The organism is Corynebacterium sp. NML 150383, from assembly GCF_002285085.1.
Taxonomy (GTDB): Bacteria; Actinomycetota; Actinomycetes; order Mycobacteriales; family Mycobacteriaceae; genus Corynebacterium; species Corynebacterium gottingense.
Genome location: NZ_NSGK01000001.1, coordinates 196,202 through 220,350, shown reverse-complemented (window position 1 = coordinate 220,350; position 24,149 = coordinate 196,202). Strand labels below are relative to the sequence as shown.

The following is a 24,149-nucleotide window of genomic DNA, read 5'->3' as shown; positions in this document are numbered from 1 at the left end:
GCCGAAAGTGGAATCCTTCTCACAAACCATTGAACCCGCAGGTCAAGCAGGTTTATGCTGTGTGGCATGACGCTTCTCGACGACCTGATCACCCTCGACAGCTGCGGCATCGACCTTGTTGCCGCGGCCGCGTCGTCAAGCGCCGAGACCCTGATCTCCCGCGGCATGGACCCCGACCGCGCCGCCCAACTTGCCACCGCCGCCGAGGTCTTCTTCGCCCCGGTGCGCAACCGCCGGGCGCAGACCGCCTGCGTCGACGCCGCACGCGACCGCGGCCACCGGATAGACACCCTCGCTTTTATCGCCCGCTCGTCTCGCAGCCTGACCAAGGATGCGGATCGCTGGAAATACCGCCGCGCCCTCTGCGAGACCCACGGCGACTTGCGCACCATCATGCGCGCTGCGAAGAAACTCAAAAAGAAACTCGCCCCACCGACACCGCGGGCACCGAAAGCACACATCACCTACCACGACAAGGGACTGTCCACCCTGCACGTCACGGGGCGCACCAGCGACGTGCTCGCCGCCTACCACGCAGCACGCCCCGACCCGGCAGCCTGGCTGACCGGTAATGCCACCGCCCGTGCTGCCGCACCGCAGGTCACCACGGTGCTCAACATGGACATCGGCGAGTTCGCCGTCTGGCGCACCCACCCCGACAACACCGCCGAGATCCAAGTCCAGTTAACCAACGGTGAGTGGCTCAACGGTGCCGAGTTGGTCAACCGGAAGCTCGACAAGGCGGGCTATATCGCGTTGATCTCGCCGACTGACGGGCCGGTCAACCTGTATGCGACCACCCTTGCTGGGGATGACCCGGCCAACCCGAGGCGGGCGACCCGGGAGCTGCGGCTGTTGATGAGTGCGGACGGGCCGACGTGCGCCTGGGCGGATTGCCACCAGCCGGCGGATGTCTCCGAGGCGCACCATCTCATTGAGTGGGCGAGCGGGGGTGGGACGGAGATTGGGAACCTGTGTTGGTTGTGTACGTATCATAATCGGCAAAACGGCAGGCCCTCCCGCGGCAGGATGCACCGGCACCGCGGGCGCGTCACGTGGCAGAGCCCGAGTGGGTATCGAATACCCGGCGGGGTTGATCACACAGACCCCGACAGACGCGAACAACGCCTCGCCCACATCTGACACACGCCCGCCTAGTCGGCCGGCGTGACTCCGTCGCGCTCTGCTATGAAATGCTGCAGCGTGCGGTCGGGGGCGCGGTGGTGCCCCTCGGCCTCGAGGCCCGACGCCGCCTGCGCGCGTTGCCGGCGGCGCAGCTGCACCTTCTCCACTTCGGTGAGATAGTCGCCCGCGCCGCTCCACGAGTGCTGGGGCGCGAACCCCGCGAGGCGCGCGCTGTGCAGGTCCGCGAACGATTCGGTTGGCGTGGGATCCGGTTCCGGTGCTGGCGCTGGTGCTGGTTCCGGGTCCGGGTCGGGGGCGGGAGTGTCGTCGACGATGCCGAAAATCTCCGTCGGCGCGGCCATCTCGGCCGGACGGTCGCCGCCGGTGAGCGAGACGTAGCGCGCCGTGTGCAGTGGCTTGACCTCCTCGTCGGGGTCGGTCGCGTAGTCGTGTTCCACGGTGACAGCCCACGATCCGTCGGGGAAGTCGACCACGGACCAGGGGCGGCGCGGGCGCGTGTCGGGGACGCTCAGCGCGGGGACGAGTACGGGCCCTTCGCCCGGTGAAGCGACATCGAGGGCGGCCATGGCGTCGATAAGCACTGCCCTGGCGTAGACCTCTGGGGCGCCGAGGGCCGTGGCTTCTTCGACGAACTCGACGAGGTCGAGCGCGTCGTCGCCGGTGAAGCCGCCGAGCACGCGGCCGTCGTAGACCGCGACGACGGTGTCGGCGATGCGGTGCAGGGCCACGAGCCACTGGCCGGGGGAGAGCATCTCCAGCTCCTCGGCGGAGAACTCGCCCGCGGCGGTGTCGATAACCATCATGTCGCCGGGCGGGAGGACCCACGCGCCGGCCGGGGTGTCGTTGCGTGGCACGGCGAGCTGGGTCGGCGGCAGGATCACGGCCACGTCGAACTGGCCGGTGGCGGCGTTGAACCGCAGCTCCGCGGTCGTGCCCGGGCGGAGCAGCGACTTGTGCACGCGTTCGATGTCGGGGAAGCGGGCGCGGTCCTCGGCGGGGACGGTGCCGATCACCGCGCCGTTGTAGCGGACGCGCCACGACCCGGTCAGCGGGTTCGCCTCGAGGTCGACGTCGATGTACGAGGTGGCGCGGTTGGCTTCGAAGTCGGTGAAGAGCGCGGCCTGCACCACGTGGGTGAGCCGGATCTCTTCGCCCGCGCCCCAGATAGCGGGGGAGAGGGGGTAGCGCTGGAGTCCCACGGCCTTGGCCTCCTTCGGCTTGTGTCGTTCGTTGCCGTTTACTTTAGGCGCTCCGACACACTACGCGGCCTGGTGCCCCGCTTCCTTGTCGCGAGACGGCAGCACCTTCTTCACGCCGGAGACAATGGCCAGCACGATGAGACCCACGATGAGGCCGGTGACCAGGGAGATGCCGGTGTCGACGAGCCAGCCGAGCGCGCCGCCGCCCACGGCCTCGACGCCGCGCTCGATGAGGTCGTGCGGCCAGTGCCAGCCGAAGACCTCGTGGAAGCCGCGGATGATGAGGTGGCCGCCGACCCACAGCATGGCGACGGTGCCGATGACGCCGATTGCGGTGAGCACGTACGGCATGCCCTTGACCAGCGCGCGGCCGAGTCCTGGCGTGCGGCCGCGTTCGATCATGCCGTGGCCGATGTCGTCGACTTTCACCAGCAGCGCAACGGCACCGTAGACCAGCACGGTGAGGAAGATGCCCACCGCGATGAGGACGGCGGCTTCCATCCAGATCGGCTGGTCGGCGACCTCATCGAGCGAGATGATCATGATCTCGGCGCTGAGGATGAGGTCTGTCGTAATGGCGGACTTCACCAGCGAGTCTTCGTCCGCAGCCGACTTGTTCGCGGCGCGCTCCTGCTCGGCCTTGTCGTCGGCGGTGAGCTTGTGCACGATCTTTTCGGCGCCCTCGAAGCAGAGGTAGGTGCCGCCGACCATGAGCAGCGGCACGAGCGCCCACGGCGCGACCGCGTTGAGCAGCAGCGCGATCGGCAGGATGATGAGCAGCTTGTTGCGCAGCGAGCCCTTGGTGATCTTCCAGATCATTGGCAGCTCGCGCGCGGGCGTGACGCCGGAGACGTACTGCGGGGTCACGGCGGCGTCGTCGATGATGACGCCGACCGCCTTGCTCGAGGTTTTCGCGGTCATCGCGGCCACGTCGTCTGTTGATGCCGCGGCGGTGCGCGCGATCAGCGCGACGTCGTCAAGCAGTGCGAGGAGTCCACCAGCCATCTTCTTACCTTTCTGTTGACAGCGCTCCAAGCTTATCGACGATCACCCGCCCCGCCCACTCCGCACGATTCGGGCGGTTCCGGCGGCCCCGATGCGCTCGGGTACGCTGATGATGCACTACACGGGAGCTGGGCGCGAGCGCCTGGCTGAGATTCCGCGATACGCGGTAAACCGTCGAACCTGATCCGGGTAATACCGGCGATAAGGAAGGAAGATTCGCATGACTGCGGCACCGAAATCCAACTCCTGGCGCGTGATCGACATTGTCACCGCCGCCGTCCTCGGCGTGGCCTGCGGCCTGCTGTTCGTGCTGTGGAACGGCGTGGGTTACGCGGGCTACAAGGCTATCGACGCCGTCACCCCCGGCCTCGGCGGCCTGTTTACCGGCATCTGGCTGATCGGCGGCGTGCTGGGCGGGCTTATCATCCGCAAGCCGGGCGCGGCAGTGTTTGTGGAGGTGCTCGCGGCGTCGGTCTCCGCGCTGCTGGGCAGCCAGTGGGCGATCGAGACCGTTTACTCCGGCCTGGCCCAGGGCCTCGGCGCGGAGCTCATCTTCCTCATCTTTATGTACAAGCGCTTCTCGCTGGACGTCGCGGTGCTCTCCGGCATCGGTGCGGGCGTGGGCGCGTTCGTGCTCGAGCTGTTCACCTCCGGGAACCTGGCGATGAGCCTGAGCTACAACCTGATCTACCTCGTGTGCACGGCCATCTCCGGCGCGGTGCTCGCGGGCCTGCTCGGCTTCGTCCTGGTCAAGGCGCTGGCGAAGACCGGTGCGCTGGACCGCTTCGGTGCGGGCCGTGAACGGCTGCGCGCACAGGCAGGCACGCCGAACCCGGGCCGCTAGATGCCCGCGATCCTGGCCGAGGGCCTGAGCTACCAGTACGCCACCCGCGCCGAGCCCGCGTTTACCGGCGTGGACCTGCGCGTCGAGCGCGGTGAGCGCGTCATCCTCACCGGCGATTCCGGCTCCGGGAAGTCCACGCTGCTTGCCGTGCTCGCCGGTCTGGCGGGCGGCGACGACGAGGACGGCCACAGCACCGGCACGCTCAGCGTCGACGGTACGGTCGGCATGGTGATGCAGGACCCGGAGGCGCAGACCATCCTCACCCGTGTGGGTGACGACGTCGCCTTCGGCGCGGAGAACCTTGGCGTGCCGCGCGAGGAGATCTGGCAGCGCGTGCGCGCCTCCCTCGACGCCGTGGGCCTCGACGTGCCGCTGGATCACAACACCGCGCACCTCTCCGGCGGGCAGAAGCAGCGGCTCGCGCTCGCCGGCGTGCTCGCGATGGGGGCGGACATCCTCATCCTCGACGAGCCGACCGCCAACCTGGACCCCGCGGGCCGCGACGAGGTCATCGCGGCGGTGGAGCGCGTGTGCAACGACACCGGCGCCACGCTCATCGTCGTGGAGCACCGCCCGCGTCCGTGGGCCCACCTGGCGACGCGCGCGGTGCGGCTGGGCGCGGAGGGGGTGGATGAGGTGGGCGTCGAGAAGCTGCCCGGCGCCCCGCAGCTGCCGCCTGCGCGCGGTGTGCCGAGCGGAACCCCCGCGGCGCTGACGACGCGCGGTGTGCAAACGCGCGTGGGGCCGCCGCGCGACCTGACCATCCCCGAGGGTGCGTCGACCGTGATCACGGGGCCGAACGGCGCGGGCAAGACGACGCTCGCGCACGTGCTGGCGGGCCTGGACGCGCCGAAGGCTGGCGAGATCGCCTACGCGGAGTCGATCACCCGCGGGCTGACCACGCCCGCGATCCGGTGGAAGTCGGCGCAGCTCGCAGAGCGCATCGGCTTCGTCTTCCAGGAACCGGAGCACCAATTTGTCACCTCGACGGTGCGCGAGGAGATGGCGCTGTCCGGCGCGTCGCAGGCGCGCATCGACGAGCTGTTGCGGCGGCTGCGCCTCGAGCACCTCGTCGGCGCGAACCCGTTTACCCTCTCGGGCGGCGAGAAGCGCCGGCTGTCGGTGGCGACCGCGCTGGTCAACGCGCCGAGCCTCGTGCTTTTCGACGAGCCCACGTTCGGCCAAGACGACCGCACCTTCGCCGAGCTGGCGCGCCTGATCCGCGAGCTCACCGAGGTGGGTGTGACGGTGGTGTCGATTACGCACGACGAGGTGTTCATCGACTCGCTCGGCGACCACATCATCCGGTTGGAGACTGCATCGTGAACCTGCTCGAGGGGATGAACCCGGTCACGCGCATCCTGGGCCTTGCGCTGCTGACAACGCCGCTGTTGGTGAGCATCGACTGGGTCTCCGCGACCGTCGCCATCGTGGCGACGCTCCTGCTCGCGCCGCTGTGCGGGGTGGGCTACGGCAGGTTCGTTCGCCGCGCCTGGCCGCTTCTGTTGCTGGCGCCGCTCGCCGGCATCCCGATGGCGCTGTACGGCCAGTCGGGCGGCGAGGTCTACCTGGACTACGGGCTAATCCAGGTCTCGGAGCTGTCGGTGTCGCTGGCGTGGGCGATTACGTTGCGCGTGCTGGCGGTGGCGCTGCCGGTGGTGGTGCTCTCCGCCGACGTGGATCCGACGGATCTTGGCGACGGGCTTGCCCAGGTGCTGCGCCTGCCGGCGCGGTTTGTGCTGGGGTCGGTCGCCGCGCTGCGCATGCTCACGCTGCTGCGCGAGGACGTGGAGGCGATGCGACGCGCGCGGCGCTCGCGCGGGATCGCGGACATGAACCGGGTTCGCTACGCGTTTTCGCTGGCCTTTGGCCTGCTGGTCATGTCGCTGCGCCGCGCCGGCAAGCTCGCCACCGCCATGGAGGCGCGTGCGTTTGGGCGGTCGGGGACGCGCACGTGGGCTCGAGAGTCGAAGATGCACGCGCGCGACTGGGTGGTGCTGGCGGTGTGCGTGGCGCTCGCCGCCGTCGCGCTCGGCGCGGCTTGGGCGACGGGGGAGTTTCGCCCGGTGTGGGCGGTGGGCTAAGTGCCGTACACGCTGCTTATCGACGGCCCCTCCGGCGCCGGAAAGACCTCGCTGGCCAACCAGATTGGCGCCGCGCTCGGCATCCGCGTGGTGCACCTGGACGACTTTTATCCCGGCTGGTCGGGTCTCGCGGAGGGGGCGGCGATGGTGGCCCGCGACGTGCTCGACCCGGTCGCACCCGGGTACTGGCGGTGGGACTGGGAGCGCGACAGGCGAGGGGAGTGGGTGCCCCTCGACCCGCGCGCGGATGTGATTGTGGAGGGGGTGGGGGCGGTCACGTGGGCGTCGATAGGCAAGGCCCGGGCGCGAGGGAACGTGGATACGCTGCGGGTGAGCGCCGACGATAGCTTGCGCAAGCGGCGGGCGCTTGCACGCGACCCGTACTACGCCGAGTATTGGGACATGTGGGCCGCGCAGGAGGCGCAGCTCGCCTGCGTTCCGGTGGACGTGGAGGTGCGGCGCGTTTAGCCGGCCGGGGTGAGCTCGACCTCGTCGGCCCAGGTGAGCTCGATGCCGAGGGCGCGGAGCCACTCCATCGCGTCGTCGTCGTGGCGAGTGATGCCCTCGACCGCGCGAAGGGTGACGTCGATCGCCTTTTCGGCTTCTTCGGCGGTGATGAGGCCGGCGGAGCAGGCGGCGGCGAGCTCGTCGATGTCAAGCACATCGATCGGGTTGCCGGTCAGCGACACAAGGTCGACGTAGAGGTCGCGGGTGCGCCAGACGTCGCCGTCAACGTCAATGTCCGCGACGTCGAAGTAGAAGTCCTGCTCCTTTTCCGCGCCCTCGCGGAAGTGGAAGATGTTGGCGCGCAGACCAAGCTCGGGCAGCAGCCAGCTCTCCAGGTAGCCGAAGCGGGGGTGGTTCGCGCCGCGGGCCATGTAGAGGCCGAAGTCCGTCACCTTGTACGTGTCCACCTCGCGGAGGAAGCCCTTCGGGTCGGTGTTGGTGTTCGACGTGGTGTCGAAGCTTTCCTGCTTCACGGGGTGAAGGTCGGCGCTCATGGTTACTACCTCACGTGGAAACTAGCTGCGGTCGGGGCGAACTTGCAGACGTTGTCGGCGGTGCGGGCACTGCCGTCAATGACTGCCAGGACGCGGCCGGCGCCTGTCGCGGCGGTGCCGGACAAGGTGGTCGGTCCTGTCGGGTTTATCCCGTGGTTGCCCAACGGCGTTACACCGGTGCGGAAATTGTCGAGGTTGATCCAATACGCATTCATGAGGCCCTGGTCCTGCGCTGCCGCCGGCGTGCCGAGCGCCGTGAAGACGAATGTGGCCTCGCCCGCGGCGGCGCCAGGCTGGGGGCTCGTGGCGGGGCCGGGGACCACGAGCGCGGAAGCAGTGGAGTGCATACCAGGGCCGATGCAGTTGGAGGAGACGGTCGGCCAGGCGAACTGCGTGAACGCGGGCGCGTCCTGCGGCAGCTCGGGGCCGCCGAGCTCGTCCTGCCCGGCGTAGAAGGCGAGGGCGGTGCGCAGCAGGTTTGCCGCGTCAGCGGGGACGAACGGCTGGCTGGCAAACGCCTCGACGCGCGCAATGGTCTCGTCGTTCGGGCGGCCCAGCGTGTCGAGCGGGTTGGAGGACGTCGTGGAGCCGACGGTGACGGGCCCCGCGGAGGGAGCGGCGTGCGCGGCCGGGGCGACGGCGAGCGTGGCGGCGGCAAGTGCGCTAGCAGCGGCGATGGCGGTGGTTCGCACGGCGGTGACGTCTTCCTTCGGGGTCTCGGGGCTGGGGGCTCGACGCGGGGTCTGGCGCGCACGAACGCGCGCAACACACCCGCACCTTGCGCAACTACAGCAACAGTAGTCACTTTTGTCACACTGTCAAGGTGGGGTGGAGGGGCGTCGATAAGCGAAATGCTCCAAACGTGCGAGTTGGGCGCGGCAGGGGTAAGGTTTAAGCGTTCTACCGCCTATGTATAAGGAGCACCGGATCAGTGTCGCATCCTGAATTTCGTAACGTCGCCATCGTCGCCCACGTTGACCACGGCAAGACCACCCTGGTGAACGGCATGCTGGAGCAGTCCGGTGTGTTCGGCGACCACGGCGAGCACGGCGACCGTGTGATGGACTCCGGCGAGCTTGAATCCGAGCGTGGCATCACCATCCTGGCCAAGAACACGGCGATTCGCCGTAAGGGCAAGGGCAAGGACGGCCGCGACCTGGTCATCAACGTTATCGACACCCCGGGCCACGCCGACTTCGGCGGCGAGGTCGAGCGCGGCCTGTCCATGGTGGACGGCGTGGTGCTGCTTATCGACGCCTCCGAGGGCCCCCTCCCGCAGACCCGCTTCGTCCTTGGCAAGGCCCTCGAGGCCAAGAAGCCGGTGATCATCTGCGTGAACAAGACCGACCGCCCGGACGCGCGTATCGACGAAGTCGTGGAGGAAGCACAGGACCTTCTCCTCGAGCTCGGCGCGTCCCTGGAAGACCCGGAGGCCGCAGAGGCCGCCGAGAACCTGCTCGAGCTGCCGGTGCTCTACGCCTCCGGCCGCGAGGGCCGCGCGTCGCTGGAGAACCCGGGCAACGGCAATGTCCCGGAGAATGAGGACCTCCAGCCGCTCTTCGACGTCATTTACGACACCCTGCCGGAGCCGTCCGCCGAGATCGACGCGCCGCTGCAGGCCCAGGTGACCAACCTGGACTCCTCCTCCTTCCTCGGCCGTATCGCGCTGATCCGCGTGTACAAGGGCACCGTGAAGAAGGGCGACACCGTCGCGTGGGTGCACTACGACGCCGAGGGCGAGCAGCACGTGAAGAACGTGAAGATCGCCGAGCTGCTGGTCACCGAGGGGCTCGACCGCGTCCCGGCGACCGACGACGTGGTTGCCGGCGACATCGCCGCGGTCTCCGGTATCGACGAGATCATGATCGGCGATACGCTGTGCGACCCGGAGCACGTCGAGCCGCTGCCGCGCATCAAGATCGATGACCCGGCGATCTCCATGACCATCGGCGTGAACACCTCCCCGATGGCCGGCCGTAACGGCGGCGACAAGCTCACCGCGCGTATGGTCAAGGCCCGACTCGACCAGGAGCTCATCGGTAACGTCTCCATTAAGGTGCTGCCGACCGAGCGCCCGGACGCCTGGGAGGTCCAGGGCCGTGGCGAGATGGCGCTGACCGTGCTCATTGAGACGATGCGCCGCGAGGGCTTCGAGCTCACCGTGGGCAAGCCGCAGGTGGTGACCAAGGAGGTCGACGGCAAGACCTACGAGCCGTACGACCACATGATCATTGACGTCCCGTCCGAGCACCAGGGTGCCGTCACCCAGCTCATGGCCAACCGCAAGGGCCAGATGACGACCATGGGCAACGCCGGTTCCGGCGACTGGGTCCGCATGGAGTTCGACGTGCCGTCGCGCGGCCTCATCGGCTTCCGCACCACCTTCCTCACCGAGACCCGCGGCGCTGGCATTGCCAACTCGTACTCCATCGAGCACCGCCAGTGGGCCGGCGAGATCAAGGGCCGCCCGACCGGCTCGCTCGTGGCCGACCGCTCCGGCCAGGTCACCGCGTACGCGCTGCAGAACCTCGCAGACCGTGGCGACTTCTTCGTCGAGCCGGGCGCCGAGGCGTACGAGGGCATGGTCGTCGGCGCGAACAACCGCGACGAGGACATGGATGTCAACATCACCAAGGAAAAGAAACTGACCAACATGCGCTCCGCCACCGCGGACGCGACCGTCACCCTGGCGAAGGCGCGCACCCTGTCCCTGGACGAGGCCATCGAGTTCTGTGACGACGACGAGTGCGTCGAGGTTGCCCCGGAGGCCATGCGCGTGCGCAAGATCATCCTCGACGCCACCGAGCGCGGCCGCGCACGTTCCCGCGCGAAGGCAAAGAACAAGTAAGCGGTCTCCCCATGTACGTCCCCGCACGCAGGTGGTGTGCCGCGTTCGGCGCAGCGCTGCTGCTCGCGGGGAGTGCCGGGTGCGCCGCCAACCCAGGTCCGCCGCCACTGGTGGACCCCGCCGAGGTGCAGGACGCCCTCGGCGGCGACACCAGCGCCAACGATGCTGGTGACAGCGCCGCGGAGCCGGACGAGGAGACGTCGACAAGCAAGCCCACGCAAGGCCCCGAGCGGACCCAGATCACGGTCGGCACGGACACGCTGCGCAACGGCCTGAACCCGCACCTGCGCGCCGACGAGTCCGCGATGGTGCGCAGCATTGCCAACCTCGTGCTGCCCAGCGCGTTTGTGGACGGCGTCCGCAACGACGAGCTGCTCGTCGCGGCGACGCGGCTGCCCACCTCGAGCTACGCCATGACGGTGCGCTACGTCATCGCGCCGGAGGCGCAGTGGTCCGACGGCACGCCGATTACCGGCGCTGACTTCGCCTACCTGTGGCGCGGGATGTCGCACACCCCGGGCGCGATCGACGCGGAAGGCTACGGCGCGATCGTGGGCGTGCGCGTCAGCGGCGACGGCGGAAAGGTCGTCGACGTGGACTTCGCCCGCCCGGTGGGGCAGTGGCAGAGCCTGTTCCAGCACCTGCTTCCCGCGCACCTCTTCGCGGCGGACGCGTCGGACTTCCGCGCGGCGCTGCACGACACGATCCCGGCGTCGGCCGGCCGCTACATGGTGCGTGAGGTGGACCGCGGCCGCGGCACGGTCACGCTCAACCGCAACGACAGGTTTTGGGGCGAGTCGCCCGCGCAGATTGACATCATTAACCTCCAGGAGGTGCGCACGACCACCCAGGTTGCGGACCAGCTGCGCGCGGGCCAGCTCGCGTTCCTGGACAAGACGCCGCAAGAGACGTCGTCGCGAGTGCTCGACCTGCTGCCATCAACGCAGACGCGCCTGATCAGCACCCCGCGCACGCTCGGCGTGAACGTGTCAGTGAACTCGGGCCTGTCCCGCGGGATGCGCGAGGAGCTTCGCTCGCTTATCGACGTTCCACTGCTCGCCCCCATCAGCGCCGGCCGCTCCGCGGACCTGGACCCAGCCGAGCCTACCCCGCCCCTGGAAGGCGAGCCTGTGCGGCTGCAACAGTTCGTGGAGAAGTACCGGCCGCTGCGCATCGGCGTGGACGCCTCCGACACGGCCGCGTCCGCCGCGGCGCGCTCGCTCGCGGACATCCTCAACGGCCGCGGAGTGCGCGCGAGCGTCGTGTCCACCGATACCGCGTCGCTGCTGTCCAGCAGCATGCCCGATGGCAACGTTGACGTGCTGGTGGGGTGGCGGTACGACGCGGGGACCACCACCCAGCTGGCCGGGCGCGTGGCCTGCCCTACAGGCAAGTACCTGGAGGAGAACGTTTCCGGGCTGTGCACGCAGGAAAACCAGCTACTGGCCAGCGCCATCCTTTCCGGCGAGGTGGGCCAAGGCGAGGCGGCGCGGCGCGTCGCCGACATCGAGCAGCAGGAGGTGCTCTGGGTGCCGGTGGTGCGGGAGCGCCGCATCCTGGCGCTCGGGACTACAATCGACGGCCCCGACGCGGACCTGCAACGATGGAACCAAGGCCTGTCGAGCGCCGCGCAGTGGACGCTCACCGGCAGTGAGTAGCAGCCGAGCATCGCACGCCGCCCAAACCAATTCAACGCAAGGAGTAGACAATGCACACCACCAACAGGGACCTCGCCGGCTACCGCGTGGTGGCGGTCCACGCACACCCGGACGACGAGGCGATCACGATGGGCGGCACGCTCGCGGACCTGGCGGCCCGCGGGGCGGACGTGCTTGTGGTGACCTGCACGCTGGGGGAGGAAGGCGAGGTCATCGGCGAGCCCTACCAGCAGCTCACCGTGGACCACGCCGACCAGCTCGGGGGCTTCCGGATCCGGGAGCTGCAGGAGTCGCTCGCGGCGATGGGCGTGCGCGGCGCGTTCCTCGGCGGCGCGGGCTGCTACCGGGACAGCGGGATGGCCGGGTCCAAGGCGCACGAGAATCCGCGGGCGTTTGTGCATGGGGGGCAGGGGAGCGTCGATAAGCTTGCTGCCCTGCTCGAGGCCGAGCGGCCGCACCTGGTGCTGACCTACGGACCGGACGGTGGGTACGGGCACCCCGACCACATCCGCGCGCACGAGATTGCGCACGCGGCCGCCGAGCAGGTTGGCGTGCCGCGCATCCTGTGGGCAGTGCGGCTGGAAGAGGAGACCAACGCGCTGCTTCCCGCCGAGGCTCCGGAAGGCTGGCGGCTGCCGGAGGACGGCGAGCTCGACGGCGTTGCGCATTCCGACGTCGCGGTGCGGCTTTCCCACACCGCGTACAGCGCGAAGGTGGCGGCGATGCGCGCGCACGCCACCCAGCTGTGGATCGCGGACGGGCGCACCAGCGCCACCAACCCGCACTCGGTCGTGGGGCAGGGGCCGGTGGTGTACTACGCGTTGTCCAACCTCATCGTGCAGCCGATTCAGCCGTACGAGCACTTCCAGCTTGGCGCGGGCGTGCCGATTGAGCGCCCGGAGGACGGGGTGCTCGGGGGTCTGGCTCGGTGACGGAGCCGGCCGTGCGCACGGACTACTCGCGCGGCGAGGTCGTCGCCGCGATGGTGTGGCTGGGCATCGGCGCGCTAGTGTCACTGCTGCTTGAGGTGGTCTACCTGGGCGCGCGCGTGGGCAACGTCCCCGTGCCCGCAACGGTGCTGGTGGCGCTCGCGTTCAATGTGGTGCTGACCAGGACCGCCCGGTTGTGGGCGCGCGGTGGAGCGTGGATCGCCTTCGTACCCCTGGCGGTGTGGCTGGGCGGGTTCTTCGCCCTCATGTTCGTGCTTCCAGCTGGCGGCCCGCAGCTCGTGCCGGATAATATTCTGACGTTGCTCCTGCTGTTCGCCGGAATTTTGGGTGGCGTTTTCCCGATGCTCCGAGCGAAGTGACATACTGGACGGCATGACTTACGTGATTGCTCAACCATGCGTGGACGTGCTGGATCGCAGCTGCGTCGAGGAGTGCCCCGTCGACTGCATCTACGAAGGCAAGCGCATGCTCTACATCCACCCGGACGAGTGCGTCGACTGCGGCGCCTGCGAGCCGGCTTGCCCTGTCGAAGCCATCTTCTACGAGGACGACACCCCGGACGAGTGGGCGGAGTACTACGACGTCAACGTCAGCTTCTTTGACAAGCTCGGCTCCCCGGGCGGCGCTGCGAAGACCGGCCCGACCGGCTACGACCACCCGTTTGTAGCAGCCCTGCCGCCGCAGAACCAGGACTAGGCGTATGCCGGTTACGCCTAAGCGTCAGCCCCTTGGTCAGCGCCTGCCGGAGTTTCCTTGGGACACCATCGCCGAGGTCAAGGCGAAGGCGGCCGCGCACCCCGACGGTATTATCGACCTCTCTGTGGGCACCCCGGTCGACGACGTCGCGCCGTCCATCCAGCTGGCGCTCGTCGAGCACGCGGCGGAGCCGGGGTACCCGCAAACCGTTGGGCTCCCGGAGCTGCGCGAGGCTATCGTGAGCGCGATGGCGCGCCGCTTCGCCGTCACCGGGTTGGATGAGCGCTCCGTCCTGCCGGTGATTGGCACCAAGGAAGCCATCGCGTGGCTGCCCACGCTGCTTGGCCTGCAGGGGCAGAAGGTGGTCATCCCGGAGCTCGCGTACCCGACGTACGAGGTCGGCGCGCTGCTCGCCGGCGCTGAGCCCGTGCGTTCCGACGCACCCGTCGAGGGCGCCGCGCTGGTGTTTATTAACTCGCCGTCGAACCCCTCGGGGCGTGTGCTCAGCGAGTCCGAGATGCGCGAGTGGGTTGAGTTTTCGCGCGATACTGGCGCGATCATCGCGTCCGACGAGTGCTACCTCGGCCTGCCGTGGTCTGCGGAGCCGCTGAGCGTGCTCGACCCGCGCGTGTGCGGCGAGGACATGACCAACCTGCTGGCACTGCACTCGCTGTCGAAGACGTCGAATTTGGCATCGTATCGCGCGGGCTGGATCGCGGGCGATACAGACTTGGTGCAGGAGCTCCTGTTCGTGCGCAAGCATTCCGGGCTCATGGTGCCCGGGCCCGTGCAGCACGCCATGCGGGCCGCGCTTATCGACGACGCGCATGAGCAGCTCCAAGCCGCCACCTACGCGAAGCGACGCGCCACGTTGCTCGCTGCGCTCGTGGACAGCGGTTTCACCGTCGACCATTCTGAGGCCGGCCTGTACCTGTGGTCGTGCCGCGAGGGCATGGGTGCGCGCGACACACTCGACTGGCTCGCTGAGCGCGGGATCCTGGCCGCTCCGGGCGACTTCTACGGACCGGCGGGGGAGCAGCACGTGCGCATTGGGCTCACTGCCCCGGACGCGCGTATCGACGCTGCGGTGGCGCGCCTGCAGGACTAATAGCGCGCGACGCAGTTTTCGCGTTTTTCTTTCACAGACGGCCACGTACTAGACTGGACAGGTTAGTACGTGGCCGTTGGCGTAGTTGAAGGAGGCATGCGCGCGTGTCGAAGTCGCACATCACCCCGGGGGAGCAGCGAGCCACCCCACCGACCAAAGGGCAACGCGTGGCCACCGGGCTGCGGGAGTTTTTCAAGTTCGGTGTGGTCGGCGGCTCCGGCGTTGTGGTCAACCTGGTGGTGTTCTACCTTGCGAAGAAGGCGCTCGACGCCGGCTGGGATCTGCACGAGGCAGACGCACTGGTGGCGATCCCGGGCACGCGATTTAATGTGCGCTGGTACCACGTCATGTCCACCATCGCGTTCCTGCTGGCGAACGTGTGGAATTACCAACTCAACCGTTCCTGGACCTTCCGCAAGCTCGAGCAGCGCAACTGGTTTGCCGGCTTCTTTCCGTTCCTCGCGACCGGTGGTATTGCGTTTTTGGTGTCGCTGACGTTTATAACGCTGTTCATGAACCCGAACTCGCCGATCGCGCTGCCGGATCACATCCTCGACGACTCCACAGGCTTGCGCACCAAGTCGTATTGGGCGCAGGCGTTGTCCACCTTGATCGCGATGCCGGTGAACTTCATCATCAACAAGGTCTGGGCTTTCAGGAAGCCGAAGGAGATCTCAGCTGCGTGACCTGCGGTATTGCAGGTGGCGGCCATGTTCAACCGCGAACGTGTAGCCGTTGCTTTCCGCGACGTGGCGAGAGGCGGAGTTGCCCGGAAGCATCTCGATCTTGAGCGTCTCGGCCCCGCGCGCAAAGGCATGATCAGTCACGAGGCGCACCGCGTGCGTCATGAGGCCACGACCGCGTGCCCATGGTGCGGTGTTGTAACCAAAGTTCGCCGCGCCGTCTGGCTCGAGGCGCAGTTCGATGTTGCCCGCGTATCGAGCGTCCACCACTAACGCCCACCGAAACACGCCATCTGGAACGTGGGTGAGGAATTCGTCGAGCATCTCCTCGGTGAACGGCGAAGGCACAGTGGTCCACTCAACCATTCGATCATCAGTGGAGGCAGCGAAGAGGTCCTCGCGCACACCAGGGACAGTGTGTACATGGGACCACGGCAAAAGGGTAAGGCCGCCGTCGACGAGTGCGTCGTCGCGCGGCGGCCACCAGGAAGTGCTAGTTGGCGTGCAGCGCCTCGTTGAGCTCGATGCCCTTTGCGGCAACGACCTCGATGGCTCCGGAGGTGGAGTTGCGGCGGAACTGTAGGCCGTTGGCGCCGGAGAGCTCAAGCGCCTTGATCTCGGTGCCTGGCTCCTTGCCCAGCGCCTCGGCAACCTCGGCGGTGAGCACGACCTTCGCGCCTGCGGTGACGTAGAGGCCGGCTTCGACCACGCAGTCGTCGCCAAGCGAGATGCCAATACCCGCGTTCGCGCCGAGCAGGCAGCGCTCGCCGAGGGTGATGGTTTCCTTGCCACCGCCGGACAGGGTGCCCATGATGGAGGCGCCGCCGCCGATGTCGGTGCCGTCGCCGACGGTCACGCCGGCGGAGATGCGGCCCTCGACCATGGAGGCGCCGAGCGTGCCGGCGTTGAAGTTGACAAAGCCCTCGTGCATCACGGTGGTGCCCTCGGCGAGGTGGGCGCCGAGGCGGATGCGGTCGGCGTCGCCGATGCGCACACCGGCGGGGACGACGTAGTCGACCATGCGGGGGAACTTGTCCACGGAGTAGACGATGACGGGGCCGCGGGCGGCGAGGCGGCCGCGGGTCATCTGGAAGTCGGAGACCTCGCAGGGGCCGTAGTTGGTCCACACCACGTTGGCGAGCAGACCGAACACGCCGTCCATGTTCGCGCCGTGCGGCTTGACCAGGCGGTGGGAGAGCAGGTGCAGGCGGAGGTAGACATCGTAGGCGTCGATCGCCGGCTCGTTGATGTCAGCGATCTGGGTCTCGACGGGGACGCGTGCCACGCCGCGGTCCTCGTCGGGGCCGACCAGGTGGGAGAAGCGCGGGTCTTCCTCCTCCAGGCGGGTGGTGCCGGTTTCCGTCACGGGCTCGCCCAGCTTGGGGGCGGGGTACCAGACGTCGAGGACAGTGCCATCATGGGTCACCGTGGCAATTCCACGGGCAATCGCTGAAGTCATGCCTGTTAGCTTAGATCATCCTGTCGGAGCGCTGCAGCCCTGCCCCGTGTGAATAGGGACGCGACAACAAGTGCTGCGGAAACGATAAGGACGGCGAGGATCTGACCGCGCGCGGAGGCGTCGATAAGCATGAGCCCCACGAGCGCGAGCAGGGCGGCGAGCGTAGCCCACGGCACGAACATCCCACCTTGTACCTCGACGGCGGAATGGCCTTCGCCCGCGCGCATTTCCGGGCGCAGGCGGATGTAGCTCAGCGTGATCATGATCCAGGTGACGATGAGGCAGCCGCCGACCGCGTTCATGAGGAAGCTGAGCAGCCCCGGCGGGTTCCACCACTGCAGACCGACCGCGACGAACGCGAAGAACATGGAAACCAGCACCGAGTTGAAGGGGACGCCACTCGCGTTGGTCTTGGCAAGCCACTTCGGGGCGTCGCCCTCGAGCGCTTGCTGATACGCCAGGCGAGAGGTGCCGAAGATCTGCGCGTTGAACGCCGAGAGCAGCGCGAGCACGATCACGACTTCCATGAAACCGACAACACCGGGCAGGTTTGCCATGGACAAGACCTGGGTAAACGGCGAGTCCGCGGCGGAATCGGCGGCGTCGATCTGCGCGTAGGGCAGTAGGAGGATGATCACCACGACGGAGCCGACGTAGAACAGCGCGATACGCCAGATAATGGAGTTGACCGCGTTCTTCACGGCCTGGGCGGGGTTTTCGGACTCAGCCGCCGCGATGGTGACGACCTCGATGCCGCCGAATGCGAAGGCGACGGCGAGCAAGCCGGCGGCGATACCCGGGATGCCGTTCGGCGCAAAGCCGGATTCCTTCACGTGGGTGAGCCCGACAAAGTCGCTGCCCGGCAGCACGCCCAAGAAGAGGAGGGCACCAATGACCAAAAAGCCCATGATGACCACGATCTTGATCATGGCAAACCAGTACTCAAACTCGCCGAAGCCCTTGACCTGGGCGAGGTTGACCACGGCGAAAAACACCACGGCGACCAGTGCCGGGATCCACTGCGGGATGCCGAACCAGCCGGCCATGATGGCGGCCGCGCCCGTGATTTCGGCACCACCGACCATGATGAGCAGGAACCAGTACAGCCAGCCGAGCAGGAACCCGGCCCAGTGGCCGAACGCCTGGCGCCCGTATGTGGCAAACGAGCCGGAGGAGGGGCGCGACGCCGCCATCTCGCCGAGCATGCGCATCACAGCGATGACGATAAGACCGGCGATGAAGTAGGCGATCAGGATCGCGGGCCCGGCGGCGCGGATGCCCTCGCCGACGCCCAGGAAGAGGCCGGCGCCGACCGCCATGCCCAGCCCCATCAGGGTGAGGTGGCGGGACTTCAGGCCGGAGCCAAGCTCAGTGCCCTGCTCAGGGTTGTGATCGGGGCCGGTTCCTGTGGTGCTGCTCATCGGATGTTCCTTTCGGCCGCCTTCGCGGCGTTGATGCGGAAGGAGTCGGTGCGCGTCCACAGCACACCTGCAATGGCGGCCACGCCGACGACGACGGCCACCGCGAGTAGCTGCGTGCGCCCGTCGGGTGTGGTGAGCATGAGGACGACGAGCGCTGCAGCGAGCGCGATGGTCGCCCAGGGCAGCACGGACGGCGCCCACATGCGCACCTGCGTGACCTCGCCCGTGGCCACGAGTCGCGGGTGGAGGCGCAGGAAGGAGAAGCTGATGGCAAACCAGATCACGATCAGGCAGCCGCCGACCGCGTTGAGCAGGAACGCGAGCAGCCCCGGCGGGTTCCAGTACTGCAGGGCGACGGCGCCGAACCCGAAGCAGACGGAGACGATGACCGCGCGCATGGGCACCCCGCGCGTGTCCGTGGTGGCAAACATCTGCGGGGCGTCGCCGCGCAGCGCCAGGTTGTGCAGGAAGCGGGAGGAGCCGTAGATCTGCGTGTTGCACGCCGACAGGAGCGCGACCACGATGACGGCCTCCATGATGCCCACCGCGCCCGGGACGTTGGCCAGGTGGAGGACGGCGGTGAAGGGGGACTCGGAGGCGTCCTCGGCTCCGCCGATCTGCCCGAACGGCAGCAGCATGACGATGAGGAGGACCGAGCCGATGTAGAAAAACCCGATGCGCCAGATGATGGAGCGGATCGCGGCGTGGACCGCCACCTCGGGGTCTTCCGACTCGGCGGCGGCGATGGTGACCAGCTCGATGCCGCCGAAGGCGAATGCGACGGCGAGCATGGCGGTGGCCACGCCGCCCCAGCCGTTGGGCATGAACCCGACCTCGGCGATGTTGCTTGTGCCGACGAAACTGGTGCCGGGCAGCAGACCAAGCCACAGGGCCACGCCCAGGACCAGGAACGCGATGATGACGGAGACCTTGATGAGGGCGAACCAGAACTCGAATTCCCCGAAATTCTTCACCGCGGCGAAGTTGATCACGGTAAACACCACGATGGCCACGAGCGCCGGGATCCACGGCGAGATGCCAAACCAGGCGGCGATGATGGCGGAGGCGCCGGTGATCTCCACGGCCATGATCATGATCATCATGAACCAGTACAGCCAGCCGATGGCAAACCCGGCCCAGGGGCCGAGTGCCTGCTCCGCGTAGGTGGAAAAGGTGCCGGAGGACGGCCGCGCCGCCACCATCTCTGCAAGCATCTGCATGATGCACACGGTGATCGCGCCGGCGATGAGGTAGGCGATGATCACCGCTGGCCCGGCAGCGGCGATGCCCACGCCGGTACCGAGGAAGAGCCCGGCGCCGATTGCGGAACCGAGCCCCATCATGGTCAGGTGGCGGGTTTTGAGGCCACGCTCAAGCGAGACGGAGGCAGAAGTCGGTGCGATGACCGACGCGCTGCCAGGGGAATCCTGAGAAGACATGGTCTTACTCTAATCGTTGGCACCGCGACGCGGGCCAATAAGGCTCGCATCGTCCCAGCTGGGGGCTTGAATGCTAATCGACGCTTCCCTGATCCCTCACAACCGGACAATTGCTCATCGCCTCGCGCCGGATGAGCAAATTGTCCTGCCCGGCGATCTCTTTGGCGGGGATCTCGCGGTCCAGGCGGGCGTCGTACACCACTGATTCCGGCTCGATCATGACGTTGACGCCGACGGTGCAGTTATCGCCCAGGTCCACGCCGAACACGCCGGCTGAGGGGTGCATCGTGCAGTGCTTGCCCACCCGCATTGGGCCGCGGGTGCGTTGCGTGGCGCGCGACGCCATGAGCACGGATGACAACGCCAGGTCCGCGCCCTCGCCGACCACCACAGACGAGGACAGGCGCCCCTCCACCCGCGAGGGGCCGAGCGTGCCCGCGTTAAAGGAGACGTAGCCCTCGCGCAGGACCGACGTGCCCGGCGCGAGGTAGGCGCCGAGGCGGACGCGCTCGGCCTGCGCGATGGACACGCCCGAGGGAACGACGTAGTCCACCATGCGCGGCACCCGCTCGATGCCCCAGACGTGGATCGTGCCGCGGGAGCGCAGGTTGGTGCGGATGAACTCGAAGTTGTCCGTCAGGCACGGGCCCTTGTTGGTCCACACCACGGGCACGAGGTGGCTGAGGCAGTCCTCCATGTTCAACTCGAGCGGCTTGACCAGGCGGTGGGAGAGCAGGTGCAGCCGCAGGTAGACGTCGTGCGCGTCCACCGGCGGCTGTGACAGGTCCGGGATGCGGGTGCGCACCGGAACGAGCTCCACCAGCCGGTCGCGGTCCAGGCCGACGAGGTTGAGGAACCGGTCGGAAAGCTCGTTCGCGCTGACGCGCTCGGTGCTTGCGGTAGCGGGTGGCTCGGACGGTGTGGCGTCGATAAGCGCTGGGCTCGGGTACCAGGTGTCCAAGACGGTCCCGTCCATAGCGATGTTGGCAATTCCGGTTGCTTCCGCTCCAATGGGCATGTCCTCATCCTAGGCGGATTGCCGCCCGTAGGATGAGTGAGGTGAACACGCTAGACCTCTTTGCAGACCCAGTCGATCTCACCGCCGCGCTCGTGGACATCGAGTCGCCGTCCCACCACGAGGAGGCGATCGCCGACGCCGTCGAGGGGGCGCTTCGGGCGCTTGCCGACGCCTCCGGGGACGGCGCAGTCGACGTGCAGCGGATTGGCAACACCGTCGTCGCCCGCACGCACTTCGGGCGCGAGCAGCGCGTCGTGCTGGCGGGGCACATCGACACGGTGCCGCTGGCAGACAACACACCGCACCGCATTGAGGGCGACACCATGTTTGGCTGCGGGACCGTGGACATGAAAAGTGGCATGGCGTGCTACCTCGGGGCGTTCGCGCGGCTCGTGCGTGGCGAGGCCGAGGCACCGGGGGAGCGCGCGGCGTTTGATATGACAGTCATTGCCTACGAGGCCGAGGAGGTCGCCCAGGAATACAACGGGCTGTTCCACCTCGAGCGGGACCACCCGGAGCTGCTTGCGGGCGACATCGCGCTGCTTGGCGAGCCGTCCGGCGGGGTGATCGAGGCCGGCTGCCAGGGCACGATCCGCGTCTTCGTAGACGCGCACGGCACCCGAGCGCACTCCGCGCGCTCGTGGCTGGGTCACAACGCGGCCCACGACCTCGCTGGTGTGCTGACCCGCATCGCCGCCTACGAACCGCGCCGTGTCGCCATCGCCGGGTGCGAGTACCGCGAGGGCATCAACGTCGTCGGCATGGAGGGGTTCGTGGCCACCAATACGATCCCGGACCACGCCCGTCTGATTGTCAACTTCCGCTACGGGCCGGACCGTGACGTGGAGAACGCGAAGGCGCACCTCGAGGAGGTGCTCGCCCTGGAAGACGGGTTGACGCTTGCGTACGACGACGTGGCGCCGGCCGCGCTACCGGGGCTGGACCACCCGGTGGCGGCCAACCTGGTGAAGGCCGTGGGCGGGAACTTCCGTGCGAAGTTCGGATGGACGGACGTGTCCAGGTTCTCTAACCTTGGTGTTCCGGCCGTCAACTTCGGCCCCGGCGATCCGGGCTTTGCTCACAAGAAGGACGAGCAGTGCCCGATCAGCCAGATCCGTGAGGTGTTCGCACAGCTCATGGACTACCTGTCTCTTCACTGAACATAGAAAAACTTTCCTTACACAATAACTATGGCACCGCACACCACACCCCGCCCCGACCGTGACCGCAAGCTCCGCGGCCCGCTCATGCTGCGCAGCGACAACGAGCAGGCGTCCACGCACGACCGCCGCCTGCTCGAATCGCTCGGCTCCTCCGACCACGACTGGAAGCACGCAGACCCGTGGCGCGTCATGCGCATCCAGTCCGAGTTCGTGGCCGGCTTCGACGCACTCAGCGAGCTGCCGAAGGCCGTGACTGTCTTCGGTTCCGCGCGGCTGGGCGAGGGCACGCCGGAATACGAGCAGGCGTACCAGGTTGGCCACGGGCTGGTCGAGGCCGGCTACGCCGTGATCACCGGCGGCGGCCCGGGCCTGATGGAGGGGCCGAACCGCGGTGCGCATAACGCCGGCGGCATGTCGGTCGGCCTGGGCATCGAGCTGCCGTTCGAGCAGGGGCTGAACGACTGGGTCGACCTCGGCCTGAACTTCCGCTACTTCTTCGCCCGCAAGACCATGTTCCTGAAGTACTCGCAGGCGTTTATCGCGCTGCCCGGTGGCTTCGGCACGATGGACGAGGTCTTCGAGGTGCTGTGCATGGTGCAGACCGGCAAGGTGACCAACTTCCCGATCGTGCTCATCGGCACCGACTTCTGGTCCGGCCTGGTCGATTGGATGGTCAACCAGCAGCTCGAGCGCGGGCTCATTTCGCCTGGCGACGAAAAACTGTTCCTGGTCACTGACTCGGTTGAGGAGGCCATCGCGCACATCGTGGAGACGCACCAAGTGATGACGGACGAGCGCCTCGGCGACGCGCAACGCGCTGGTGGACATGAGTAACTCGCTCGCGCGGGTGATGGCCATTGTGAACCGCACCCCGGACTCCTTTTACGACAAGGGCGCGACCTTTGCCATTGAAAAGGCAGCTCAGCGCGCGGACGAGGTCATCGCGGCGGGCGCGTCCATCGTGGACGTCGGCGGCGTCAAGGCCGGGCCGGGCGATGAGGTGGACGTCGACGAAGAGATCGACCGCGTCGTCCCGCTGATTGCCGAGGTCCGCGCGCGCCACCCGGAGGTGTCCATCAGCGTGGACACATGGCGAGCGAGCGTCGCCGAAGCAGCTATCGACGCCGGCGCGGATCTGATCAATGACACCTGGGCTGGCTGGGACCCCGAGCTCGTCGAGGTGGCGGGCCACCACGCGGTCGGCTACGTCTGCTCCCATACCGGCGGGGTCGTGCCGCGCACCCGCCCGCACCGCGTGCATTTTGATGACGTCGTCGCCGACGTGATCCGCGAAACTTCAGCGCTGGCCGAGCGCGCCGTGGACTGCGGCGTGCCCGCCGAGCGCGTGTTCATCGATCCCACCCACGACTTTGGCAAGAACACGTTCCACGGCCTGGAAATCCTGCGCCGGATCGACGAGCTCGTTGCCACCGGCTGGCCGGTGCTCATGGCGCTGTCCAACAAGGACTTCGTGGGCGAGACGGTTGGCCGCACCGACCCAGCGCAACGCGTCGCGGGCACGCTCGCTGCCACCGCCTGGTCAGCCGCCCGCGGCGTCGCCGCCTTCCGCGTCCACAACGTCGCGGAAACCGTGGACGTGATCCGCATGACCGCGGCGATCCAGGGTACCGCCGCGCCGCTTGCCACCGTCCGGGGGCTCGCGTGAGCAGCCCGCGCGTGAGCGTGGTCATCCCGGCGCTGAATGAGGAGCGCACCGTCGCCGGCGTGGTGCGCACCTGCCTCGAGTCGCGCGCCGCGCGCGATGGCGGGGAGGTGCTGGTCATCGACTCCGACTCCACCGACGCCACCGCCAGCGAGGCCGCAGCGGCGGGCGCCCGCGTGGTGAACTGGCGCGATGTCGGTCCCGCCAAGACCGTTCCCGGCAAGGGCGAGGCGCTGTGGCGCGGGGTGCGCGCCGCGAGCGGCGACGTCGTCGTCTTCGTCGACGCGGACGTGACCTCGCTGCGACCCGGCTGGGTCGATGCGCTCGCGGCGCCGTTTGCGGACCCGGCGATCCACCTGGTCAAGGCCGCCTACACCCGCGAGCTCAACGGCGGCCCCGGCGGCGGCCGCGTCACCGAGCTCACGGCGAAGCCGCTGCTGCGCGCGCTGTTCCCCGAGCTCGGCCACATCTCCCAGCCGCTCGCCGGCGAGTACGCCATCCGTCGCAGCACCGCGCTGAGCCTGCCGTTTGTCGCCGGCTACGGGGTCGAGGTGGGCTTGCTCCTCGATGTCGCGTCCTCCCACACCCCCGCCGCCGTCACCGAAGTGCAGCTCAGCGCGCGGCGACACCGGAACCGTCCGCTGGAGGAGCTCGCGCCGATGGCGGATGTGATCGTGGCGACGATCCTGGATCGGGCCGCGGGGCGCGGCGCGCTGGGCGAGGTACAGCAGCGCGTTGCGTGGGGCGGGAAGTAGAATAGCGCC

General features: G+C 68.0%; 25 protein-coding genes and 1 riboswitch. Of the genes, 16 read left to right on the top strand and 9 right to left on the bottom strand.

All coding sequences use genetic code 11. From position 1 onward, the window contains the following. Positions 1–66 precede the first annotated feature (66 nt). The gene (locus tag CKJ85_RS01035; RefSeq protein WP_143340113.1) at positions 67–1,143 is read left to right on the top strand and encodes an HNH endonuclease; all 1,077 of its coding nucleotides are present in this window, start codon (positions 67–69) and stop codon (positions 1,141–1,143) included. Positions 1,144–1,154: 11 nt separating this feature from the next. On the opposite strand, the gene CKJ85_RS01030 is transcribed toward CKJ85_RS01035, so the two are convergent. Together CKJ85_RS01030 and CKJ85_RS01025 are read right to left on the bottom strand one after the other, a co-directional pair. Next, entirely contained in the window at positions 1,155–2,345 is a 1,191-nt protein-coding gene (locus CKJ85_RS01030) for a hypothetical protein (RefSeq protein WP_095553152.1), read from the bottom strand. A gap of 60 nt (positions 2,346–2,405) precedes the next feature. Beyond that, positions 2,406–3,350: a DUF808 domain-containing protein gene (locus tag CKJ85_RS01025; RefSeq protein ID WP_095546220.1), complete on the bottom strand. Its 945-nt coding sequence runs from the start codon at positions 3,348–3,350 to the stop codon at positions 2,406–2,408. 112 nt (positions 3,351–3,462) lie between these two features. Next, positions 3,463–3,576: riboswitch (TPP riboswitch) on the top strand. On the opposite strand from CKJ85_RS01025, the gene CKJ85_RS01020 reads away from it, so the two are divergent. The 4 genes from CKJ85_RS01020 (at position 3,571) to CKJ85_RS01005 (ending at position 6,746) form a co-directional block, all read left to right on the top strand. Further along, the gene (locus CKJ85_RS01020; protein ID WP_095535184.1) at positions 3,571–4,194 is read left to right on the top strand and encodes an ECF transporter S component; all 624 of its coding nucleotides are present in this window, start codon (positions 3,571–3,573) and stop codon (positions 4,192–4,194) included. It overlaps the preceding riboswitch by 6 nt. Then, entirely contained in the window at positions 4,195–5,520 is a 1,326-nt protein-coding gene (locus CKJ85_RS01015) for an ABC transporter ATP-binding protein (RefSeq protein WP_095553151.1), read from the top strand. It abuts the gene before it with no gap. Continuing rightward, a complete protein-coding gene (locus CKJ85_RS01010) occupies positions 5,517–6,278 on the top strand; it encodes an energy-coupling factor transporter transmembrane protein EcfT (protein ID WP_095553150.1) in 762 nt (253 codons plus the stop codon). Before CKJ85_RS01015 ends, CKJ85_RS01010 begins: the two co-directional genes overlap by 4 nt. Beyond that, positions 6,279–6,746: a hypothetical protein gene (locus tag CKJ85_RS01005; protein WP_095537014.1), complete on the top strand. Its 468-nt coding sequence runs from the start codon at positions 6,279–6,281 to the stop codon at positions 6,744–6,746. On the opposite strand, the gene CKJ85_RS01000 is transcribed toward CKJ85_RS01005, so the two are convergent. Together CKJ85_RS01000 and CKJ85_RS00995 are read right to left on the bottom strand one after the other, a co-directional pair. Then, positions 6,743–7,279, bottom strand: a complete 537-nt coding sequence (locus tag CKJ85_RS01000; protein WP_095553149.1) for a DUF402 domain-containing protein — start codon at positions 7,277–7,279, stop codon at positions 6,743–6,745. The genes CKJ85_RS01005 and CKJ85_RS01000 overlap by 4 nt on opposite strands. 5 nt (positions 7,280–7,284) lie before the next feature. Beyond that, positions 7,285–7,971, bottom strand: coding sequence for a hypothetical protein (locus CKJ85_RS00995; RefSeq protein WP_095553148.1), 687 nt, complete (start codon positions 7,969–7,971; stop codon positions 7,285–7,287). Positions 7,972–8,210: 239 nt separating this feature from the next. On the opposite strand from CKJ85_RS00995, the gene typA reads away from it, so the two are divergent. From typA to CKJ85_RS00960, 7 genes are all read left to right on the top strand, one after another. Continuing rightward, entirely contained in the window at positions 8,211–10,127 is a 1,917-nt protein-coding gene (gene typA / locus CKJ85_RS00990) for a translational GTPase TypA (protein WP_095275818.1), read from the top strand. Positions 10,128–10,138: 11 nt separating this feature from the next. Further along, positions 10,139–11,785, top strand: a complete 1,647-nt coding sequence (locus CKJ85_RS00985) for an ABC transporter family substrate-binding protein (RefSeq protein WP_095553147.1) — start codon at positions 10,139–10,141, stop codon at positions 11,783–11,785. Positions 11,786–11,835: 50 nt separating this feature from the next. After that, positions 11,836–12,717 carry an N-acetyl-1-D-myo-inositol-2-amino-2-deoxy-alpha-D-glucopyranoside deacetylase gene (mshB, locus tag CKJ85_RS00980; RefSeq protein ID WP_095275823.1) on the top strand — a complete coding sequence of 294 codons (882 nt, stop codon included), beginning with the start codon at positions 11,836–11,838 and terminating at the stop codon, positions 12,715–12,717. Beyond that, on the top strand, positions 12,714–13,094 hold the full coding sequence (locus tag CKJ85_RS00975) for a hypothetical protein (protein WP_233125514.1): 381 nt from the start codon (positions 12,714–12,716) through the stop codon (positions 13,092–13,094). Before mshB ends, CKJ85_RS00975 begins: the two co-directional genes overlap by 4 nt. Before the next feature lie 13 nt (positions 13,095–13,107). Further along, positions 13,108–13,431, top strand: a complete 324-nt coding sequence (gene fdxA / locus CKJ85_RS00970; protein ID WP_095546214.1) for a ferredoxin — start codon at positions 13,108–13,110, stop codon at positions 13,429–13,431. A 4-nt stretch (positions 13,432–13,435) separates the two neighbouring features. After that, on the top strand, positions 13,436–14,539 hold the full coding sequence (dapC, locus tag CKJ85_RS00965) for a succinyldiaminopimelate transaminase (RefSeq protein WP_095553146.1): 1,104 nt from the start codon (positions 13,436–13,438) through the stop codon (positions 14,537–14,539). A 104-nt stretch (positions 14,540–14,643) separates the two neighbouring features. Continuing rightward, a complete protein-coding gene (locus CKJ85_RS00960) occupies positions 14,644–15,225 on the top strand; it encodes a GtrA family protein (protein ID WP_369825007.1) in 582 nt (193 codons plus the stop codon). Here the strand turns inward: CKJ85_RS00960 and CKJ85_RS00955 are convergent. From CKJ85_RS00955 to CKJ85_RS00935, 5 genes are all read right to left on the bottom strand, one after another. After that, positions 15,214–15,627: a GNAT family N-acetyltransferase gene (locus tag CKJ85_RS00955; protein WP_143340112.1), complete on the bottom strand. Its 414-nt coding sequence runs from the start codon at positions 15,625–15,627 to the stop codon at positions 15,214–15,216. The genes CKJ85_RS00960 and CKJ85_RS00955 overlap by 12 nt on opposite strands. An 88-nt stretch (positions 15,628–15,715) precedes the next feature. Next, positions 15,716–16,681, bottom strand: a complete 966-nt coding sequence (dapD, locus tag CKJ85_RS00950; RefSeq protein WP_095553144.1) for a 2,3,4,5-tetrahydropyridine-2,6-dicarboxylate N-succinyltransferase — start codon at positions 16,679–16,681, stop codon at positions 15,716–15,718. Positions 16,682–16,686: 5 nt separating this feature from the next. After that, entirely contained in the window at positions 16,687–18,102 is a 1,416-nt protein-coding gene (locus CKJ85_RS00945; protein ID WP_095553143.1) for an amino acid permease, read from the bottom strand. Beyond that, on the bottom strand, positions 18,099–19,505 hold the full coding sequence (locus CKJ85_RS00940; protein ID WP_369825012.1) for an amino acid permease: 1,407 nt from the start codon (positions 19,503–19,505) through the stop codon (positions 18,099–18,101). The genes CKJ85_RS00945 and CKJ85_RS00940 overlap by 4 nt, the downstream gene beginning before the upstream one ends. A gap of 109 nt (positions 19,506–19,614) precedes the next feature. Beyond that, the gene (locus CKJ85_RS00935; protein WP_095553141.1) at positions 19,615–20,559 is read right to left on the bottom strand and encodes a succinyltransferase; all 945 of its coding nucleotides are present in this window, start codon (positions 20,557–20,559) and stop codon (positions 19,615–19,617) included. Positions 20,560–20,591: 32 nt separating this feature from the next. On the opposite strand from CKJ85_RS00935, the gene dapE reads away from it, so the two are divergent. The 4 genes from dapE to CKJ85_RS00915 are packed head-to-tail and all read left to right on the top strand — an operon-like array spanning position 20,592 to position 24,140. After that, positions 20,592–21,719 carry a succinyl-diaminopimelate desuccinylase gene (gene dapE / locus CKJ85_RS00930; protein ID WP_095553140.1) on the top strand — a complete coding sequence of 376 codons (1,128 nt, stop codon included), beginning with the start codon at positions 20,592–20,594 and terminating at the stop codon, positions 21,717–21,719. Positions 21,720–21,749: 30 nt separating this feature from the next. Then, positions 21,750–22,556: a TIGR00730 family Rossman fold protein gene (locus tag CKJ85_RS00925; RefSeq protein WP_095275845.1), complete on the top strand. Its 807-nt coding sequence runs from the start codon at positions 21,750–21,752 to the stop codon at positions 22,554–22,556. Then, on the top strand, positions 22,549–23,388 hold the full coding sequence (gene folP / locus CKJ85_RS00920; protein WP_233126892.1) for a dihydropteroate synthase: 840 nt from the start codon (positions 22,549–22,551) through the stop codon (positions 23,386–23,388). Before CKJ85_RS00925 ends, folP begins: the two co-directional genes overlap by 8 nt. Beyond that, positions 23,385–24,140 (top strand): glucosyl-3-phosphoglycerate synthase, encoded by a 756-nt coding sequence (locus CKJ85_RS00915; protein ID WP_233126891.1) that lies wholly within the window; start codon positions 23,385–23,387, stop codon positions 24,138–24,140. The genes folP and CKJ85_RS00915 overlap by 4 nt, the downstream gene beginning before the upstream one ends. The last annotated feature ends 9 nt before the right edge of the window (positions 24,141–24,149 follow it).

Coding starts and splice junctions, on each gene's coding strand:
- CKJ85_RS01035 (WP_143340113.1), top strand. CDS start 67: ATGACGCTTCTCGACGACCTGATCACCCTCGACAGCTGCGGCATCGAC.
- CKJ85_RS01025 (WP_095546220.1), bottom strand. CDS start 3,350: ATGGCTGGTGGACTCCTCGCACTGCTTGACGACGTCGCGCTGATCGCG.
- CKJ85_RS01020 (WP_095535184.1), top strand. CDS start 3,571: ATGACTGCGGCACCGAAATCCAACTCCTGGCGCGTGATCGACATTGTC.
- CKJ85_RS01015 (WP_095553151.1), top strand. CDS start 4,195: ATGCCCGCGATCCTGGCCGAGGGCCTGAGCTACCAGTACGCCACCCGC.
- CKJ85_RS01000 (WP_095553149.1), bottom strand. CDS start 7,279: ATGAGCGCCGACCTTCACCCCGTGAAGCAGGAAAGCTTCGACACCACG.
- CKJ85_RS00985 (WP_095553147.1), top strand. CDS start 10,139: ATGTACGTCCCCGCACGCAGGTGGTGTGCCGCGTTCGGCGCAGCGCTG.
- mshB (WP_095275823.1), top strand. CDS start 11,836: ATGCACACCACCAACAGGGACCTCGCCGGCTACCGCGTGGTGGCGGTC.
- fdxA (WP_095546214.1), top strand. CDS start 13,108: ATGACTTACGTGATTGCTCAACCATGCGTGGACGTGCTGGATCGCAGC.
- dapC (WP_095553146.1), top strand. CDS start 13,436: ATGCCGGTTACGCCTAAGCGTCAGCCCCTTGGTCAGCGCCTGCCGGAG.
- dapD (WP_095553144.1), bottom strand. CDS start 16,681: ATGACTTCAGCGATTGCCCGTGGAATTGCCACGGTGACCCATGATGGC.
- CKJ85_RS00945 (WP_095553143.1), bottom strand. CDS start 18,102: ATGAGCAGCACCACAGGAACCGGCCCCGATCACAACCCTGAGCAGGGC.
- CKJ85_RS00935 (WP_095553141.1), bottom strand. CDS start 20,559: ATGCCCATTGGAGCGGAAGCAACCGGAATTGCCAACATCGCTATGGAC.
- dapE (WP_095553140.1), top strand. CDS start 20,592: ATGAGTGAGGTGAACACGCTAGACCTCTTTGCAGACCCAGTCGATCTC.
- CKJ85_RS00925 (WP_095275845.1), top strand. CDS start 21,750: ATGGCACCGCACACCACACCCCGCCCCGACCGTGACCGCAAGCTCCGC.
- folP (WP_233126892.1), top strand. CDS start 22,549: ATGAGTAACTCGCTCGCGCGGGTGATGGCCATTGTGAACCGCACCCCG.